We start from the raw sequence: 17,275 nt of genomic DNA on the forward strand, positions 1-17,275 counted from the left end.
GATGTTTGGTAAATTAAGTTGGGAAGCGGTCCCGTTCCACGAACCGATCGTGATGATAACCATCGCCATGATCGCGCTCGGTGGTCTGGCGCTGTTCGCTGCAATCACCTACTTCAAGAAGTGGACCTATTTGTGGACCGAGTGGTTGACCTCGGTCGACCACAAGAAAATCGGCGTGATGTACATCATCGTCGCCATGGTCATGTTGCTGCGTGGCTTTGCCGACGCCATCATGATGCGTACCCAGTTGGCCATGGCCACCGAGGGTTCGCCTGGCTACCTGCCGCCTGAACACTATGACCAGATCTTCACCGCTCACGGTGTGATCATGATCATCTTCATGGCGATGCCATTCTTCACCGGCCTGATGAACCTTGCAGTGCCGCTGCAGATCGGCGCGCGTGACGTTGCCTACCCGTTCCTGAACTCCCTGAGCTTCTGGCTGCTGGTTTCCGGCGTAGTGCTGATCAACCTGTCCCTGGGCGTTGGCGAATTCGCCAAGACCGGCTGGGTTGCTTATCCGCCGCTGTCGGGCCTGCAATACAGCCCGGGCGTGGGGATGGATTACTACATCTGGGCGTTGCAGCTATCCGGGCTAGGTACGACGCTGACGGGGGTCAACTTCCTGGCCACCGTGCTGAAAATGCGTACCCCGGGCATGAAGCTGATGGACATGCCGATCTTCACCTGGACCTGCACCTGGGCCAACGTCCTGATCGTGGCTTCGTTCCCGATCCTGACCGCTACCCTGGCACTGCTGACCCTCGACCGTTACATGGATTTCCACATTTTCACCAATGAACTTGGTGGCAATCCAATGATGTACGTCAACCTGTTCTGGGCCTGGGGCCACCCCGAGGTTTACATCCTGATTCTGCCGGCGTTCGGGATCTTCTCCGAAGTCATCTCGACCTTCACTGGCAAGCGTCTGTTCGGCCACCACTCGATGGTCTACGCATCGGGCGCGATCTCGATCCTGGGCTTCATGGTCTGGCTGCACCACTTCTTCACCATGGGTTCGGGGGCCAGCGTCAACGCCTTCTTCGGTCTGGCGACGATGCTGATTTCGATCCCGACGGGGGTGAAGCTATTCAACTGGCTGTTCACCATCTACCAGGGCCGTCTGCGTTTCACCAGCCAAGTGCTGTGGACCCTGGGCTTCATGGTGACCTTCGCCATCGGCGGCATGACCGGCGTACTGCTGGCCATCCCGGGTGCTGACTTCGTTCTGCACAACAGCCTGTTCGTGATCGCGCACTTCCATAACGTGATCATCGGCGGCGCGGTATTCGGCTACATCGCAGGTTTCGCCTTCTACTTCCCGAAAGCGTTCGGCTTCAAGCTGCACGAAGGCTGGGGCAAGGCAGCGTTCTGGTTCTGGATCACCGGCTTCTTCGTCGCGTTCATGCCGCTCTACGTACTGGGCTTCATGGGCATGACCCGTCGTCTGAACGCCACCACCAACCCTGAGTGGGTACCGTACCTGTACGTTGCCATGTTCGGTGCGGTGATGATCGCCTTCGGTATCGCCTGCCAGCTGATCCAGCTGTACGTCAGCGTGCGTGATCGCAACAAGCCAGAGAACATGTGCGAACACGGCGACCCGTGGAATGCCCACACCCTGGAATGGTCGACCTCCTCGCCACCACCGTTCTACAACTTTGCCGTGCTGCCAAAAGCAGAAACCATCGACCCGTTCACCGAGGCCAAGGAAAACGGCACTGCGTACAAGGCTCCGGCCAAGTACGAACCGATCCACATGCCAAACAACACCGCCACCGGTGTGGTCATGGGTGCTCTGTTGACCGTGTTCGGTTTCGCGATGATCTGGCACATCTGGTGGCTGGCCATCGTTAGCCTGGTCGGCACTGTGGGCTACTTCGTGATCCACGCTGCACGCGATGATCAAGGCTATATGGTGCCGGTCGACGTGATCGAGCGCATCGAAGCCGAGCAGCACAAGCGTCTGGTAGCGGCCGGGAAAGTTCCAGCCACCGCCACCCGTGTTGAAACCTCGTTGGAACAGGCTTAAACCATGTCGAACTTAGTGACCAATGCTGGACACACCCATGTCGATGGACATGGGCATGATGACCATCACCACGACTCGGGCGAGATGACCGTATTCGGTTTCTGGCTCTACCTGATGACCGACTGCATCCTGTTTGCGTCGATCTTCGCGGCGTACGCGGTACTGGTTAACAACGTAGCGGGTGGCCCGTCGGGCCACGACATTTTCGAACTGCCATACGTACTGGGCGAAACCGCTCTGCTGCTGTTCAGTTCGATCACCTACGGCTTCGCCATGCTGGCGTTGTTCAAGGGCAAGAAGAACCAGGTCCTGGGCTGGTTGGCCATGACCTTCCTGTTCGGCGCCGGCTTCATCGGCATGGAGATCAACGAGTTCCATATGCTGATCTCCGAGGGCTTCGGTCCTAGCCGCAGCGGTTTCCTGTCCGGGTTCTTCACCCTGGTCGGCACCCACGGTCTGCACGTGACCAGCGGTCTGATCTGGATGGCGATCATGATGTACCAGGTGCAGAAAAACGGCCTGACGGCGACCAACAAGACCCGTCTGAGCTGCCTGAGCCTGTTCTGGCACTTCCTGGACGTGGTGTGGATCTGCGTATTCACCGTTGTTTATCTGATGGGGACTATGTAAATGGCTAACGCTCATTCCCACGATAGCCACGACGCCGGCCACGGCAGCGTCAAGTCTTATGCTATCGGTTTCATCCTGTCGGTGATCCTGACCGTCATTCCTTTCGGCCTGGTGATGTACCCGTCGCTGCCGAAAGCCCTGACCCTGTGGATCGTACTGGCCTTCGCAGTCATCCAGGTGCTGGTGCACCTGGTGTACTTCCTCCACCTGGACCGTTCGGCGGCACAGCGTAACAACGTCATTGCGTTTGTTTTCGCCGCGATCGTAATCGTCCTGTTGGTAGGCCTGTCGCTGTGGATCATGTTCAGCATCCACACCAACATGATGGCGCACTGAGGTAAGTCCGGATGTCCTTGAAGCACTTTATCCAAATCACCAAACCGGGGATCATTTTCGGTAACGTGCTTTCAGTGGCAGGCGGATTTTTCCTGGCCTCCAAAGGGCATGTCGATCTGGCCATTTTCCTGGCCGCGATGATCGGCACGTCCCTGGTGGTCGCTTCCGGTTGCGTGTTCAACAACTGCATCGACCGCGACATCGACCTGAAGATGGAACGTACCAAAAACCGTGCGCTGGTCCAGGGCCTGATCTCCCTGAAACTGGCCCTGGCTTTTGCGACCATCCTTGGTGTTTTCGGCGTTGCACTGTTGTACAAGGTGGCCAACCCGTTGGCTGCACTGTTCGCGGTGATCGGTTTCGTCATCTACGTCGGTTTCTACAGTCTGTACCTCAAGCGCAAGTCGGTTCACGGCACGCTGGTGGGCAGTCTGTCGGGGGCGATGCCGCCGGTGATTGGCTACGTGGCTGTGACTAACAGCTTCGACATGGCCGCACTGACGCTGCTGGTGATGTTCAGCCTGTGGCAGATGCCGCATTCCTACGCCATCGCAATCTTCCGCTTCAACGATTACCTGGCCGCATCGATTCCGGTGTTGCCGGTGAAGCGCGGGATTCAAGTGGCCAAGAAGCACATCCTGCTCTACATCCTGGCGTTCCTCGTGGCGACCTTGATGCTGACCTTCAGCGGCTACGCCGGCATGAGCTACCTCGCCGTCGCCGCGGCCATGGGCATGTATTGGTTGTACATGGCCTGGACCGGTTACAAGGCAGTGGATGACACGGTCTGGGCACGCAAGCTGTTCGTGTTCTCGATCTTCACCATTACCGCGTTGAGCGTGATGATGTCGCTGGATTTTAAAGTGCCGAGTGAGCTGTTGCTGACTTACGCGCCTTAAGCGTCGGATGCTGTAAAGAAAAGCCCCGCCCTTCGAGAGAAGGGCGGGGCTTTTTGTTGGGTTGTCCTGATAGACCGCGTCGCCACCTTCGCGAGCAAGCCCGCTCCCACACTGGATCGGCGTTGCCACATTTTTTGTGATCGATGCCGAGCCAATGTGGGAGCGGGCTTGCTCGCGAAGGCTGCGCCGCGATGTATCAGAAAAAAGTTAATAGGCGAACAGGCAATAAAAATCCCCGCTCTGATGGCGGGGATTTTTGTGTGCAGCGTATAGCGTTACTGCGCGGCGATGCTGTAGCCGTCGAACGCGGTTTGCTGTTGAAGCGCGGTGATGATGTTCTTGCGGTTGACCGCTTGTTCGGCCCCGGCATTGTCCAGGAACGTCTCGCTTTCCAGCTCCGCCTCATCGCCGTCGCCGACGAAAGTGAAGCCCAGGAACTCCAGCGCTTCTCGGTCAACGTTCAGGCGCGAGCGCGGGGTGCGCAGGGGCAGGGTGACGCTGATGCCGTCCTTGCTGATGGTGAACACTTCGACGTCTTTCTTGGCGCGAGCCGCTTTGCTCTTGCCGCTGCTCGGGTTGCTGATGGCCTGGTGAGTCTGGTTCAGTACCTTCAGCGCCAGGCCGTAGACGATTTCCTGGAACGCCGGGTCGTCCTTGAAGCTGGACAGAATACGGCTGATCGGGAATTTGCTGCTCAGGTCTTCCAGGGCGGCAATGTCGGCCGCTTCGGCATCTTTCAGTTGCTTGAGTTCGCCCATCAATTCGTAGGCTTTATCGTCGTCGAAGCTGTCGTGAGCCTGGCGAATCGCGGCGCGCAGTTCGCGGATCTGGTCGCTTTCGCGGGTGGATTGAAAAGCATCCAGAACCATCTCGCTGATGGTCTTGGCCTGAGGCACGTGTTGTGAAAGATTGATGGAGTTTTCGTATTCCGCTTTGGACGACAAGGTGACTACGGATTCAGCGGTGTTGGAATCGGACATTGAAATTTCACTACTTCTTTTAACTTGGATTGAGGCGAGAAAGCACGAAGCCTTTTCAGGCCGCCTAATCTATTGGACCGAGGCTGCGTTGTCACGGATGAACAGGCGGCTGGTCAGCATTTTTGGCGAGGGATTTTTAACTGGCAGCCATTTTGGAGCGTTGCGCCTGAAGCTCCAGCAACAGCCGATAAAGTTTCAGCGACCGTCCGCAGATCAATCCATAGACAAACCCCGACGCTGAAGCCTTGAACAGCAACACCTCAAGCGTAGCGGCCTGTTCTGGATGCACGTCGTCCTGATAACCGAAGTAAAAGTTTACGGCAAAAAACAGCTGGTAGAGCACCAGCGTCTTCCAACTGCCAGGCACGATCAACCCGGTTTCCGGATCATCCAGCTCCACGCCCTTGCGTGAAAAAAACACCAGCGCCGCGAGGCTGCCCAGCAGAAACGTGACCAACCAGCAACCCACCGAGAGCGGAGGGTTCAGCGTGAGGTTCAATGAAAACAGGGACCATGCCAGCAAGGCCGGCGGAGTGACAAGTAATGCGGCTTTGCTTTCATGGGTCGGATATAGCGCTTTGACCCCGAAGTAACACAACACCAAAAAAATCACGTAAACCCACAGCGGGATGTTTTGCAGGGTGATGAGCATTGCGCAGCGTTCCTTGCCGAAAAATGAGGACCGGGATAATAGCCGTTGCTGTGGCCAAAGCTGTCGACTATTTCCTCATTGCGTTCGGATTCGTCGACCGAACGGCCCAGTGCTCGGCGGTCTGCTCATCCACCGGTAACGAGAAGCGAAAGGTCGCGCCGCGTCCGGGAATATCTATCAGATGGATCTCTCGACCGTGCAATTGCAGGATCCGATGCACGATCCGCAGCCCCAATCCGCCATCGCGCCGTGCGCCGCCAATGTTGAACGGGCGCAGGAACAGACCTTCGCGCAGTTCTGGAGCGATTCCCGGGCCGGTATCGCTGACGGTGACTTCGATGAAAGACCCTTGAGGGCGCAGGCTGAGTTCGATTTCTCCACCTTGGGGCGTATGGCGCAGCGCATTGTCGAACAGGTTGGTCAGTACCCGCTCGATCAACCCAAGATCTGCGCAGGCCGCCGAGACGTTGGGGGCGAAGGTGGCCTTGAGTTCGATCTGGCGCGCTTCGGCGCTGAGTTCGAATTTCTGAAAGATGTCCTGCACCAGATCGGTCAGCGAAAAGCGCTCCAGCACCGGTTGGACGAAACCGTGCTCCAGCCGCACCAGTTCCAGCAGCGATTGCGCCAGGCCGCCGACCTTGCGGCTCTGATCCAGGGCGATCCCCAGATAACGGCGGCGGTCGGCGGGGGACAATGTGGCGTCCTTGAGCGACAGGGTCTCCAGGTAACCGTGCAGCGAGGCCAGCGGTGTGCGCAGGTCGTGGGAGATGTTTGCCACCAGTTCGCGACGTTCCTGATCCTGACGGGTCAGCGAGCGCCATTGTTCGCCGAGGCGCGCTTGCATCTGCCGGAAGGCTGCGTCGAGGATGGCAATTTCATCGTGGCTGGCGGCTTTTTCTACCGGTTCAGGCTCTGGTTCGGGCGAGGCGGACGGCACGCCGTTGATGTCGAACTGACTGACTTTTTCGGTCAGGCGGCGCAATGGCCGGGTGATCAGGCCAAATGCGGTGAGGCCGGCAATCAGGCATAGCAACGCCACCAGCCCAATGGACAACAACGCTGTATTGAGCGCCGCGCTGGTGGCGCCGCGTTCGGCGAAGCGATCGTGCTCTTCACTGAGCAACACCACATAGAGATAACCGGCCGGCTGACCATTGACCCGCAACGGCGCAGCACTGAAAACCTTGCTGCCATCAATGCTGCGCGGATCGTCGCCGAGAATCGGCAGGGCCTCGCCTTTGAGCAAACGCAGGATTGGCGCCAGGTCGACTTGCTCTCGGCGTATTCGACCCTCGGGCGCGGCGCTGCCGACAATTCGACCCCCGGTGTCGAGCAGATAGACCTCGACACTGGGATTGACCAGCATCAGCTGGCTGAACAGTTCGCGCACGGCATTGGGCATCGGGCCATTGCGGTCCATCAGCACGGTGTCGTGGGCGATGTGTTGCGCCAGATCCCGCGACAACCCCTGCACCACTTCCAGTTCATGCATCTGGTTGGAGCGCACCTGCAACCAGGCCGAAGTACCGCAGCAGACCAGCAACAACACGGCGAATACCAGGGACAGGCGTTGGGTCAGGGTCAATTTCATGGCTGCTCTCCGCTCGTGGCGAATTTGTAACCACGACCCCACACGGTGAGGATGCGCGCCGGTTGCGCCGGATCGGCCTCGATCTTGGCCCGCAGGCGGTTGATGTGGGTGTTGACCGTGTGCTCGTAGCCTTCATGGCTGTAGCCCCACACCGCGTTGAGCAGGTCCATGCGCGAGAAGACCTTGCCGGGCTGGCGGACGAAGAAGTACAGCAAGTCGAACTCCCGCGGCGTGAGGTCAAGACGACGGCCATCGAGGGAGACTTCACGTGTGATCGGGTCGATGGACAGGCCATCGCTGATCAGGCTGCCAGCGTCCATTTTCAGGTTGCGGGCCATGGCGTCGACCCGTCGCAGCAATGCTTTGACCCGCGCCACCAGTTCGAGCATGGAAAAGGGTTTGGCCAGGTAATCGTCGGCACCGAGTTCCAGCCCCAGAATCCGATGGACTTCGCTGGAGCGCGCACTGGTGATGATGATCGGTGTGTAGCGGGCCATGGCCCGGGCGCGGCGGCAGATTTCCAGGCCGTCGACGCCGGGCAGCATCAGGTCGAGAATCAGTGCGTCCCAGCTTCCTTGCTGCAGCAGTCGCATGCCCTCATCGCCATCGGCGCAGTGCACCACCTCGAACTGCTCATCGCGCAGATGCAGGCAGATAAGGTCGGCGATAGGCAGGTCGTCCTCGACCACCAGGACGCGTTTGGTCGGTTCCATGGAGCTCAATCCCTCGTGACGCAATGAACAACATTGTGCGGCTTTTCCTGAGGCTGAGTTATCACGAATTGTTTAACTCCTCGTGAGGATTTGGCGATCAACTCAAGCCTAGGCTGTGTTCCATGCAAGGCACCTGGAATTTTGGAGAAGGCCATGTTTTCACGGCGACAGTTTCTTGTAGCGAGCGGCGGGCTGGGGGCTGCGGCCCTGGTGGTTGGTGTATTGCCAAAATTTTCCGCAAGCGTCGTGCTGTTCGATGAGGCCCACGCGAAGGAGGTTTTCGAGGTGACTCACAGCGATAGCGAGTGGCGCACGCTGCTTAGCGCCGAGCAGTACGAGATCCTACGCGAAGAGGGCACCGAGCGGGCCTACAGCAGCCCACTGAACAACGAGCACCGCAAGGGCGTCTTTGCCTGCGCCGGTTGTGATCTGCCGTTGTTTTCTTCCGACACCAAGTTCGACAGCCGCACTGGATGGCCGAGCTTCTGGGCGCCACTGGACAACGCGGTGGCCACCCGTCAGGACCGCTCCTTCGGCGTGCTGCGCGAAGAGGTTCATTGCCGTCGTTGCGGCGGTCACTTGGGCCATGTCTTCGAGGACGGGCCAAAGCCCACCGGTCTGCGTTACTGCATGAACGGTCTGGCGCTGACTTTCAAGCCACAGGCGTAATCCATGGGCACTTCCTTCCACTCACTTCACGCAGGTCGACGTTATGTGGCTTCTGGTCCTCGCTTATCTCGGTGGTGTGCTGACGATCGTCAGCCCGTGCATTCTGCCGGTATTGCCCTTTGTCTTCGCTCGCACCGGGCAGCCGTTTATCAAGAGTGGCTTGCCGCTGCTGGCGGGGATGGCGCTGACCTTCGCGCTCGTCGCCTCATTGGCGGCGGTGGGCGGCGGTTGGGTGGTGCAAGTCAATCAATACGGTCGCTGGCTCGCGTTGCTGTTCGTTGCACTGTTCGGGCTGACGCTGTTGCTGCCTCGGTTGGCCGAGCGCCTGACGCGTCCATTGGTGGCGGCCGGTGGTCGGCTGTCGGAAGCCGCGGCTCTCGATACCCGGCCGCGCCCCGGCGCTTCGTTGCTGATCGGTGTCGCCACGGGCCTGCTCTGGGCGCCCTGCGCCGGGCCGATTCTGGGCCTACTGCTGACTGGCGCGGCGCTGCAAGGGGCAAACATCGCCACCACCTTGTTGCTACTGGCTTACGCGGCTGGCGCCGCCACCTCTCTCGCCGCGGCACTGCTGCTGGGCGGTAAAGTCTTCGCCGCGATGAAGCGCTCGATAGGCGCAGGCGAGTGGCTGCGTCGAGGCTTGGGAGGCGCGATGCTGGCGGGTGTAGTGGCGATCGCCTTGGGGCTGGATACCGGGATTCTGGCGCGGGTCTCGACAGCCTCCACCGGCGATATCGAGCAGGCGCTGGTAAATCGGCTGGCCGGTCAGTTGCCGACCGGCAGTGGGGCGATGATGTCGCAGATTCCACGGGGCGGCGATCAACCTGCCGGCAGCATGAAAATGACCGCCAAGATACCGGGCGAACTGCCGATTGAAGGCAACCTTCCATCGCTGGACGGCGCTGTGCAATGGCTCAATTCACCCCCACTCACCGCCCAGGCCTTGAAGGGCAAGGTCGTGCTGGTGGATTTCTGGACTTACTCCTGCATCAACTGCCTGCGCACCCTGCCGTATGTGAAGGCCTGGGCCGCGAAGTATCGTGATCAGGGCTTGGTGGTGATCGGCGTCCATACGCCCGAGTTTGCCTTCGAACGTGATTTAGGCAACGTCACCAAAGCCATGAAAGACCTGGGTGTCACTTATCCGGTGGCAATCGATAACGACTACAAGGTCTGGCGTGCTTTCAACAACCAATACTGGCCGGCCCACTATTTTGCCGATGCTCAGGGGCGCATTCGTTACCACCACTTTGGCGAGGGCAAATACGCCGAATCGGAGCGAGTGATTCAACAACTGCTGCGTGAGGCGGGCGCCGAGAAGGTCGCAGACGGGCTGATCAATGCTCGTGCCGAGGGCGTCCAGCTCGCCCCGGACATGAGTGAAGTGCAATCGCCGGAAACCTATATCGGCTACCGACGGGCGGAGCATTTCGTTGCTCAAACCGATCTGGCGCCAGACAAGATGACGGCCTATAGCCCGCCGTCCCGACTGGCCCTCAATCACTGGAGCCTGGAGGGCCAATGGACGGTCGGTCCGGAGCGGGCCGTTTCGAACGCACCGGCCAGTCGAATCGTCTACCGCTTCCATGCTCGCGATCTGCATCTGGTATTGGGCCCCGGCGCTGACGGCAAACCGGTGCGTTTCAACGTGTTGATTGACGGCAAGCCCCCAGGTAGTGCCCACGGTGTTGACGTGGCGCCGGATGGCAGCGGCAGCGTTACCGAGCAGCGGTTGTATCAATTGGTACGCCAGACCGCAGGTGTAAAGGACCGGACATTCAGCATTGAGTTTCTCGATCCGGGTGTGTCGGCGTATGCATTTACGTTTGGTTGATAGCCGTTTGGTCGATAACCCATTCAGGAGACAAGCCATGAAAACCTTATTTAACTGGCGTCGCACCCTGCTGGGATTGGCCGCGGCCAGTGTTATCGGTCAGTGCGCCGCGTTTTCTTTCGCAGGCGTCGAAGAGGCGGTCATCATTGCGCCACCAACCCTCGACGAGAACACTGAAGCCCGCAGTGAAACGGCAATTTTTGCCGGCGGTTGCTTCTGGGGCGTCCAAGGGGTATTTCAACACGTCAAAGGGGTGAAGAACGCTGTCTCCGGTTACGCGGGTGGTACAGCCGACACCGCTCAATACGAGCGGGTCAGCAATGGCGATACCGGTCATGCGGAGGCCGTCGAAGTCACCTACGATCCGGCTCAAGTCAGTTATGGCAACCTGTTGCAGATCTATTTCTCGGTGGCCCATAACCCCACCGAACTCAACCGCCAGGGGCCGGACCGCGGCACTCAGTATCGGTCGGCGCTATTCCCGAAAAGCACCGAACAGCAACGCGTCGCCCAGGCTTACATCGCCCAGCTAGACGCTGCCCATTCGTTCAACAAACCCATCGTCACCAAACTGGAAACCTACAACGGCTTCTACCCGGCCGAGGAAGAACATCAGGACTTCCTGACCGAACATCCGACGTACCCCTACATCGTGATCAATGACCTGCCGAAAGTGGCGCAGTTGAAGAAGTTGTATCCGGATCGGTATCAGGAGAAGCCGGTGTTGGTGAAGGCAGGCATGTAGGCAAGCTCACCCCGAAATCACATTCTTGCCCGCAATCTTCGACCGATACAGCGCCTGATCGGCCCTGGCCAGCAACCCTGTCTGTTGCTCTTCTTCAAAGCGTTGCACCACGCCAAAACTCATGGTGACTTGATAGTCCCCGACCGGCAGCAAGCTCGACAGGCTGTGACGGATTTTTTCAGCGAGTGCCCTGGCGTCGGCCAACGAGGTGTTGGGCAGGATCATGATGAACTCGTCGCCGCCCCAGCGCGCCAACAGATCGCCTTCGCGCACGCAATGCTTCACGCTCTCGATCACCTGCACCAACGCCGCATCACCCAAGGCGTGGCCGTAGTGATCGTTGATGTTTTTGAAGTCATCGATGTCCATGGCGATCAGCGACAGGGGTTGGCGAAAGCGTTGGGCGCGGTCGCACTCCTGGGGTAGGGCTTTTTCCAGGCGATAGCGATTGGCGATGGAGGTCAGTACATCGGTTTCCGCCAGTTTGCGGTTTTCTTCGAGTTGGATTTGCAACTGCTCATTGACCCGAGACAACTCGCGGGTGCGTTCTTCGACGATGGCTTCGAGGGATTGATTGCGCCGTTCCATTTCTTCGAACAGGCGTTTCTTGTCTTCGATACTGCGGTGCGCGCCGACCATTCGTGCCACCGAGCCGTCGGCATTACGTGCCAGCACATAGCCGCGATCTTCGATCCAGATGTAGGTGCCATCGCGCATGCGGCAGCGATACTCGGCTTGATAACCGGGTGCGCGCTGATTCAGGTAGTCATCAAACAGCGCCATGACTCGTGAATAATCGTCGGGATGGATCACGTTTTCCCAGGTCAGCACGTTGTTATCCAGGGAATGAGGCGGATAGCCGAGCATCTCGTACCACCCGGGGTTGCGGTAGACGAACCCGGTGTTGGCGTTCCAGTCCCAGATGCCATCGCTGACCAGTTCCAGAATGGTGTGCAGCATGTCTTCGTTAAAATCTGACAGATTGAACTTCAACGGCTCGATATTCGATGCCTCACCCATCATCGGTCTCCCTGCCGAACTGATATCAACGTGACTCGCCAGTCGAGGAGATTAGTTCATGGGGTATTGCCCCTGCTAGAGGGCGTTCTCAATTAGTTTCCCCAGCGCGGCGGGGAAACTAATTGAGAGCGCCCCCTACTGCTTGCCCCACCTCTGCAGCGCAAAGTCGACGAAGCTGCGCAATTTCGGCAAGCGGTAGCGGTCTTGGGCGTACACCAGGTTCATCGGACGGCTGGGCAGTTGGTAGTCCTGCATCAAGGCCACCAGTTTTCCGTCCTGAAGGTCCTGCTCCACCAAGGCATCGGGCACCATCACGATGCCCATCCCGGTGCGCGCCGCTTGATGCAGCCCCGCCGAACTGTTGATCAGCATCGGCCCGCTGACCTCCACCATGACTTCGCCTTCGGGTCCCCTCAGGCGCCATTGTTTGGCTACCGAGTGCCAGTCGTCTCCGGCGGGGTAGGCGAAGGCCAGGCAGTCATGGTGTTGCAGGTCGGTGGGTTTTTCAGGAGTGCCCCGGCGCGCCAGATAGTCCTTCGATGCGCACAGGGTCATCGTGTAGTCGATGAGCGGGCGGGCGATCATGTTGGACATCTCGGTAGTGCCCAAGCGAATCGCCACATCGAAACCGTTGTCGAGCAGATCCAGGCGCTGGTTGGTCAACACGACGTCGAGTTTGACCTGCGGACAGCGCAAGGTGAATTCGCTCAGGGCCGGCGCCAGCCGTTCGGTGCCGAAGGTCAGCGGTGCGGTGATGCGCAGGGTGCCGCTCGGCTCGTCGAGTGTCTGTTCGGCCAGGCGTTCGGAATCGGCCACCAGCCCCAATACCTCAAGACAACGTTGATAGTACGCCGTGCCGAATTCCGTCAGCCGCTGGCGTCGTGTCGTACGGTTAAGCAGGCGCACACCCAAACGTTGCTCCAGGGCCCGAAGATGATTGCCGACCATGGTCGTGGACATTTCGCACTGCAAAGCGGCGGCGGTCATGCTGCCGGCTTCCACCACTCTTACGTAAACGGTCATTGCCTGGAACAAATCCATTATCAATCCCAGCTTTAAAATGATTGAAGTGTTGCAGTGTTTATCCAGCTCAGGTGGCTAACCATACTGCAAAAACACCGACTATTAATGGAGTTTGATGTCATGACCGCCGCCTGCCTGATGAGCACTTATCAACCCTTGGCCCTGAGTTTCAGCAAAGGCCTGGGCACACGCTTGTGGGATCAGGCCGGTCGCGAATATCTGGACGCGGTGGCGGGTGTGGCGGTGACCAACGTCGGCCATTCCCATCCTCGAATTGTGGCAGCCATCAGCGAGCAGGCCGGGCTGTTGTTGCACACCTCCAACTTGTACAGCATCGACTGGCAACAGCGGCTGGCGCAGAAACTGGTTCGGCTTTCCGGCATGGATCGGGCGTTCTTCAATAACTCTGGCGCCGAAGCCAACGAAACCGCGCTGAAACTCGCGCGGCTTTACGGCTGGCACAAAGGCATCGAGCAGCCGCTGGTGGTGGTCATGGAAAACGCCTTTCACGGCCGTACGCTTGGCACCCTGTCCGCCAGTGACGGCCCGGCGGTGCGTCTGGGGTTTAACGAATTACCGGGGGACTTCATTAAAGTGCCATTCGGCGACCTCGCTGCGCTGGAGGCGGTCCAACAAGCCCACGGTCCACGCATCGTGGCGATTCTGATGGAGCCGGTTCAGGGCGAAAGCGGTGTGCAAGTGGCACCGCCCGGTTATCTGAAAGCGGTACGCGAACTGTGCAACCGGCGCGCCTGGCTGCTGATGCTCGACGAAATCCAGACTGGCATCGGCCGCACCGGCCAGTGGTTTGCGTTCCAGCACGAAGGCATCATCCCGGACGTCATGACCCTGGCCAAAGGCCTCGGTAACGGCATTCCTATCGGGGCCTGCCTGGCCCGGGGCAAAGCCGCCGACCTGTTCACCCCCGGCAGCCACGGCAGCACGTTCGGCGGCAATCCACTGGCATGCCGAGTGGGGTGCACCGTGCTGGAGATCATTGAGGAGCAAGGGCTGCTGGAAAACGCCAAACTGCAGGGTGAACGCTTGCTCGCCAGATTGCGCATCGAATTGGCCGATGATCCCAACGTTCTGGCGATTCGCGGCCAGGGTTTGATGATCGGCATTGAACTCAAACAACCGATTCGTGACCTGACCCTGATTGCAGCCCGCGATCATGGCTTGTTGATCAACGTGACACGGGGCAAGACCATTCGCCTGCTGCCACCGCTGACGATTGATGAGCGGGAAGTGGAGATGATTGTCAGAGGCGTTGGTCGGGCGGTGAGCGCAGCCTGACTTCTATTGAATGTATGCATTCCCCTGTAGGAATCGGTGTTCGCGTGAGTGGAATCGGGAACGATTAGTCGATTTGTTGCATCGTACTGACGAAAGTCGTGACTTCATTCCGATTCATCAGTTGAAGTTTCGAACCGCTAAACCCTGCGAACAAGCGCTGATGCGCGGCAAATCCACTGGAATCGCCGCGCATACGGTAGCTACCCGCCCAGTCCTGTAACGCTATCAGCAACTCGTCACTATCATCGCGCTCTGCTTCACGCTGGCGAATATGACTGACGCAGTCTTCGTCCTCCAGGCACAGCCAGATCAACGTCGTCGCCAGTTCCACCAGTTCACTGACCATCCATCCATACACACCCTCGATAACCCACCGCTCTTCATTCGCTGCCACCCGCGCCATTCCCAATGCTTCGGCGCGGGGACGAGCGATGCTGTGTTCATCGGATATCCAGTGGATCAGGTCGAGATCGATCCAGGGTACTTGCAAGTGCTCTGCCAGTCGTTTGGCCAGCCAACTCTTGCCCGAGCCGGAGTTGCCGATGATTAGGGTTCGGGTGAGGTTCATGGTGTGCAGGTAATAATTGCTCATGGCAACTCGGCCAAAGTCATTCAACCGCTTCGGAAATTTCAGGCGCCACCATCCGCGTCTTCGGCGAACCATCCGCGTTGTGCTGATAAATATCCTGCGGCTGGCCATTTTCATTAAAGAACACCTGGCCGATCCCCGCCGAATTCCATAACCGCTCGCCCGCCTCGGCATGCTCTGGAACATGCGGAACAATGCGCATCCGCCGACGCTTGGTCAGCCAGTTCAGCGGCGAACGGGGAGAGTAGAGCCAGCGGTTGAGGCGGTCGAACCATTCGAGCAGCGCAGGCGGAAACTCGTTTTTGATACCGCTGCTGGTGATCTGCCAGATTCGTGGGCCAGCCTTGCGGTGTCGGATCAATACTTCGTAGACGAAGGAATAATGCACATCACCGGACAGCACCACGTAGTTACCGGGAGTGCGGGAGTGTCGGAAAATGTTCAGGATTACCTGGGCGGCGCCGCGATGGGCCATCCAGTTTTCGGCGTCTACCAGCAACGGATAGCCGCACCAACTAAACACCCGTTGCACGGTTTCGATCAATTTGACGCCGAAAATCGGTGCCGGCGAAACGATGATCGCCGAGGGATGATCGAGCAATTCCTGCTGCAGCTCGCTGAGCGCTTCCCAATCCAGCAGACCGGACGGTTGCTTGAGCGTCATTTCGCTGCGCCAGCGCCGAGTGCGAGTGTCGAGCACCACCACTGCAGGGCGAGTGGGCAGCACGTAATGCCACTTCTGAAAGCTCAGCAGCTCGTCGATCAAGCTATCCTGGACATCGCTGTCCAGGTAAGGATCTTGCCCCGAGGCACTCAATAGGCGGGTTTTTTCCAGCATGCCGCCAAACGCGTCCGGGTTGTTGCCCCAGCCTTGGCACAGCATATAAGCGAGCAGCGCGTTGCCGATGATGCGCTTGGAGAACGGATGGCCGTAGGCCGTTTCCTCCCATTGCGCGGAAAGATTCCAGTCATCGGTAATGTCGTGGTCGTCGAAAATCATCAGGCACGGTAGGTGCGCCATCGCTCGCCCAACACCACCCAGCCCCATCTTGAACGCATCGATGCGCGTCTGCTCCAGGGTATAGCGCTTGCGTCGTTCGGGCGTCAGTGCCGGTGGTTGCGGCGCGATCAGTGTCCAGGACGTGGGCGACCATACTAATAGGTACATGGCCATGACCTCGGCGAAGGTCACCAAATGGTTGTCGGCGCTGCTACTGGTAAAGATCGGCTTACGCGCTCCACCGAAAAATCGTTCGCGCAGGGTTTCGTTGCTCTCAAGCGCCGGTAACAAATCCGCACGATGGTAGTAACTGGCAGGATGCTCGTAGAGTTTGGCGCTGTCGCTGACCACTGCACCGTCGAGGTGTTCGCCGAACAGCCCCAGACGCTCGATCAAGGCATGAATCGCCCGCAACATCGGCCCCGCGACATCATCCGCATATACCTGATCGCCGCTCATCATTAATAGCGCGGGGCGCTTGCAAGCCTCCGGCTCAGACTCCAGCAATCGATCGACGCACAGCAAACCATCGGCAGCAGGGTAGTGAGGTTTGCGGCAGGAGCCATGGAGTAATTGATCGATCCGCGAGCGCAACACGAAATTCGGACATTGCGCCTCGCCATATAGTAGATGAGGCGCCCATTCGAGAATGCCCGACTGAGTGCCATCCGCGTCGGTGATCAGCAGATCGTACTCGATCAACGTGTCGCAGGGCAGGGCGGCATCCAGTGGCACATCTATCAAATGAATGAAGGCATGAGTACCGACCGGGATGATCGTGCATTGCCCCGCATCGAGACGGATGTCGATCCCTTGCAGGCGCAGCGTCAGCGGCAGCGCACGCGACCCTACCAACCACAGTACCAGCCGCGTGGGCTCCAGGCGCCGTAATAGCGGACCGACGAGGACTGGTGGCAATGGGGAGTGATCGGCAGGCAATGGCAGAGATACGGACATCCGGGTTCAAGACTCTTGGTGCAGAGAGGCGGGCGATGATAACGCAGCTAGGGGGGAGGATTGAGCCTTGTCCATCACTGGGGGTGTTGCTTATAGAAGCAGAAATCAGTGCTCGCCTTGAAGGGCTTTGCTAAGGGAAAAAATAATCGCAGCAGGTGGTTGACCACGAAATTAAATACTGTACTATTCGCCTCCCGCTAACGAGAGATCGGAAGCGCAAGTGGTTGAAGTTGTTGAAGATTCCCAAGCGAAACTTTGAAAACTTCTGAAAATAACCGCTTGACAGTAACAGAGGCTGCTGTAGAATGCGCG

The 17,275-nt window shown here is 58.7% G+C and carries 16 protein-coding genes; 8 read left to right on the forward strand and 8 right to left on the reverse strand.

The features are described from left to right. Position 1: 1 nt before the first annotated feature. From cyoB to cyoE, 4 genes are read left to right on the forward strand one after another with little or no spacing between them, the layout of a single operon-like run. Positions 2-2,032, forward strand: coding sequence for a cytochrome o ubiquinol oxidase subunit I (gene cyoB, locus KW837_RS23205; protein ID WP_008010575.1), 2,031 nt, complete (start codon positions 2-4; stop codon positions 2,030-2,032). Between the two features lie 3 nt (positions 2,033-2,035). After that, positions 2,036-2,662 (forward strand): cytochrome o ubiquinol oxidase subunit III, encoded by a 627-nt coding sequence (locus KW837_RS23210; RefSeq protein ID WP_008010573.1) that lies wholly within the window; start codon positions 2,036-2,038, stop codon positions 2,660-2,662. Beyond that, positions 2,663-2,998: a cytochrome o ubiquinol oxidase subunit IV gene (gene cyoD, locus KW837_RS23215; protein WP_008025399.1), complete on the forward strand. Its 336-nt coding sequence runs from the start codon at positions 2,663-2,665 to the stop codon at positions 2,996-2,998. Positions 2,999-3,009: 11 nt separating this feature from the next. Next, complete coding sequence (gene cyoE / locus KW837_RS23220) at positions 3,010-3,897, forward strand: heme o synthase (RefSeq protein WP_123501053.1); 888 nt, start codon at positions 3,010-3,012, stop codon at positions 3,895-3,897. 275 nt (positions 3,898-4,172) lie between these two features. Here cyoE and KW837_RS23225 read toward each other — a convergent pair whose 3' ends face one another. From KW837_RS23225 to KW837_RS23240, 4 genes are all read right to left on the reverse strand, one after another. After that, entirely contained in the window at positions 4,173-4,877 is a 705-nt protein-coding gene (locus KW837_RS23225; RefSeq protein WP_192346090.1) for a hypothetical protein, read from the reverse strand. Between the two features lie 136 nt (positions 4,878-5,013). Continuing rightward, positions 5,014-5,529: a hypothetical protein gene (locus tag KW837_RS23230; protein WP_218398746.1), complete on the reverse strand. Its 516-nt coding sequence runs from the start codon at positions 5,527-5,529 to the stop codon at positions 5,014-5,016. A gap of 67 nt (positions 5,530-5,596) precedes the next feature. Then, on the reverse strand, positions 5,597-7,120 hold the full coding sequence (locus KW837_RS23235) for a HAMP domain-containing sensor histidine kinase (RefSeq protein ID WP_218398747.1): 1,524 nt from the start codon (positions 7,118-7,120) through the stop codon (positions 5,597-5,599). Next, a complete protein-coding gene (locus KW837_RS23240; protein ID WP_218398748.1) occupies positions 7,117-7,833 on the reverse strand; it encodes a response regulator transcription factor in 717 nt (238 codons plus the stop codon). Before KW837_RS23240 ends, KW837_RS23235 begins: the two co-directional genes overlap by 4 nt. Positions 7,834-7,986: 153 nt before the next feature. Between KW837_RS23240 and msrB the strand changes: the two genes are divergently transcribed. The 3 genes from msrB to msrA are packed head-to-tail and all read left to right on the forward strand — an operon-like array spanning position 7,987 to position 11,078. Then, complete coding sequence (gene msrB / locus KW837_RS23245) at positions 7,987-8,502, forward strand: peptide-methionine (R)-S-oxide reductase MsrB (protein WP_218398749.1); 516 nt, start codon at positions 7,987-7,989, stop codon at positions 8,500-8,502. Positions 8,503-8,545: 43 nt separating this feature from the next. Further along, a complete protein-coding gene (locus KW837_RS23250) occupies positions 8,546-10,333 on the forward strand; it encodes a cytochrome c biogenesis protein DipZ (protein ID WP_218398750.1) in 1,788 nt (595 codons plus the stop codon). Between the two features lie 37 nt (positions 10,334-10,370). After that, entirely contained in the window at positions 10,371-11,078 is a 708-nt protein-coding gene (gene msrA / locus KW837_RS23255) for a peptide-methionine (S)-S-oxide reductase MsrA (protein ID WP_218398751.1), read from the forward strand. A 6-nt stretch (positions 11,079-11,084) separates the two neighbouring features. Here the strand turns inward: msrA and KW837_RS23260 are convergent, their stop codons facing one another. Further along, entirely contained in the window at positions 11,085-12,098 is a 1,014-nt protein-coding gene (locus KW837_RS23260; protein ID WP_218398752.1) for a sensor domain-containing diguanylate cyclase, read from the reverse strand. A 135-nt stretch (positions 12,099-12,233) separates the two neighbouring features. Further along, positions 12,234-13,139: a LysR family transcriptional regulator gene (locus KW837_RS23265; RefSeq protein WP_123501069.1), complete on the reverse strand. Its 906-nt coding sequence runs from the start codon at positions 13,137-13,139 to the stop codon at positions 12,234-12,236. A gap of 102 nt (positions 13,140-13,241) precedes the next feature. Here KW837_RS23265 and KW837_RS23270 point away from each other — a divergent pair, with 102 nt between their 5' ends. Continuing rightward, positions 13,242-14,417 carry an aspartate aminotransferase family protein gene (locus KW837_RS23270; protein ID WP_218398753.1) on the forward strand — a complete coding sequence of 392 codons (1,176 nt, stop codon included), beginning with the start codon at positions 13,242-13,244 and terminating at the stop codon, positions 14,415-14,417. 64 nt (positions 14,418-14,481) lie between these two features. Here the strand turns inward: KW837_RS23270 and KW837_RS23275 are convergent, their stop codons facing one another. Beyond that, positions 14,482-15,009 carry an adenylate kinase gene (locus KW837_RS23275; RefSeq protein ID WP_192346074.1) on the reverse strand — a complete coding sequence of 176 codons (528 nt, stop codon included), beginning with the start codon at positions 15,007-15,009 and terminating at the stop codon, positions 14,482-14,484. A 16-nt stretch (positions 15,010-15,025) separates the two neighbouring features. Further along, on the reverse strand, positions 15,026-16,963 hold the full coding sequence (locus tag KW837_RS23280; RefSeq protein WP_218398754.1) for an alkaline phosphatase D family protein: 1,938 nt from the start codon (positions 16,961-16,963) through the stop codon (positions 15,026-15,028). Positions 16,964-17,275 lie beyond the last annotated feature (312 nt).

Source organism: Pseudomonas sp. PDM24 (genome assembly GCF_019218905.1).
Classification (GTDB): domain Bacteria; phylum Pseudomonadota; class Gammaproteobacteria; order Pseudomonadales; family Pseudomonadaceae; genus Aquipseudomonas.

What these genes read in the sequence shown, in the direction of transcription:
- cyoB (WP_008010575.1), top strand. Translation starts at nt 2, where the DNA reads ATGTTTGGTAAATTAAGTTGGGAAGCGGTCCCGTTCCACGAACCGATC.
- KW837_RS23210 (WP_008010573.1), top strand. Translation starts at nt 2,036, where the DNA reads ATGTCGAACTTAGTGACCAATGCTGGACACACCCATGTCGATGGACAT.
- cyoD (WP_008025399.1), top strand. Translation starts at nt 2,663, where the DNA reads ATGGCTAACGCTCATTCCCACGATAGCCACGACGCCGGCCACGGCAGC.
- cyoE (WP_123501053.1), top strand. Translation starts at nt 3,010, where the DNA reads ATGTCCTTGAAGCACTTTATCCAAATCACCAAACCGGGGATCATTTTC.
- KW837_RS23225 (WP_192346090.1), bottom strand. Translation starts at nt 4,877, where the DNA reads ATGTCCGATTCCAACACCGCTGAATCCGTAGTCACCTTGTCGTCCAAA.
- KW837_RS23230 (WP_218398746.1), bottom strand. Translation starts at nt 5,529, where the DNA reads ATGCTCATCACCCTGCAAAACATCCCGCTGTGGGTTTACGTGATTTTT.
- KW837_RS23235 (WP_218398747.1), bottom strand. Translation starts at nt 7,120, where the DNA reads ATGAAATTGACCCTGACCCAACGCCTGTCCCTGGTATTCGCCGTGTTG.
- KW837_RS23240 (WP_218398748.1), bottom strand. Translation starts at nt 7,833, where the DNA reads ATGGAACCGACCAAACGCGTCCTGGTGGTCGAGGACGACCTGCCTATC.
- msrB (WP_218398749.1), top strand. Translation starts at nt 7,987, where the DNA reads ATGTTTTCACGGCGACAGTTTCTTGTAGCGAGCGGCGGGCTGGGGGCT.
- KW837_RS23250 (WP_218398750.1), top strand. Translation starts at nt 8,546, where the DNA reads ATGTGGCTTCTGGTCCTCGCTTATCTCGGTGGTGTGCTGACGATCGTC.
- msrA (WP_218398751.1), top strand. Translation starts at nt 10,371, where the DNA reads ATGAAAACCTTATTTAACTGGCGTCGCACCCTGCTGGGATTGGCCGCG.
- KW837_RS23260 (WP_218398752.1), bottom strand. Translation starts at nt 12,098, where the DNA reads ATGGGTGAGGCATCGAATATCGAGCCGTTGAAGTTCAATCTGTCAGAT.
- KW837_RS23265 (WP_123501069.1), bottom strand. Translation starts at nt 13,139, where the DNA reads ATGGATTTGTTCCAGGCAATGACCGTTTACGTAAGAGTGGTGGAAGCC.
- KW837_RS23270 (WP_218398753.1), top strand. Translation starts at nt 13,242, where the DNA reads ATGACCGCCGCCTGCCTGATGAGCACTTATCAACCCTTGGCCCTGAGT.
- KW837_RS23275 (WP_192346074.1), bottom strand. Translation starts at nt 15,009, where the DNA reads ATGAGCAATTATTACCTGCACACCATGAACCTCACCCGAACCCTAATC.
- KW837_RS23280 (WP_218398754.1), bottom strand. Translation starts at nt 16,963, where the DNA reads ATGTCCGTATCTCTGCCATTGCCTGCCGATCACTCCCCATTGCCACCA.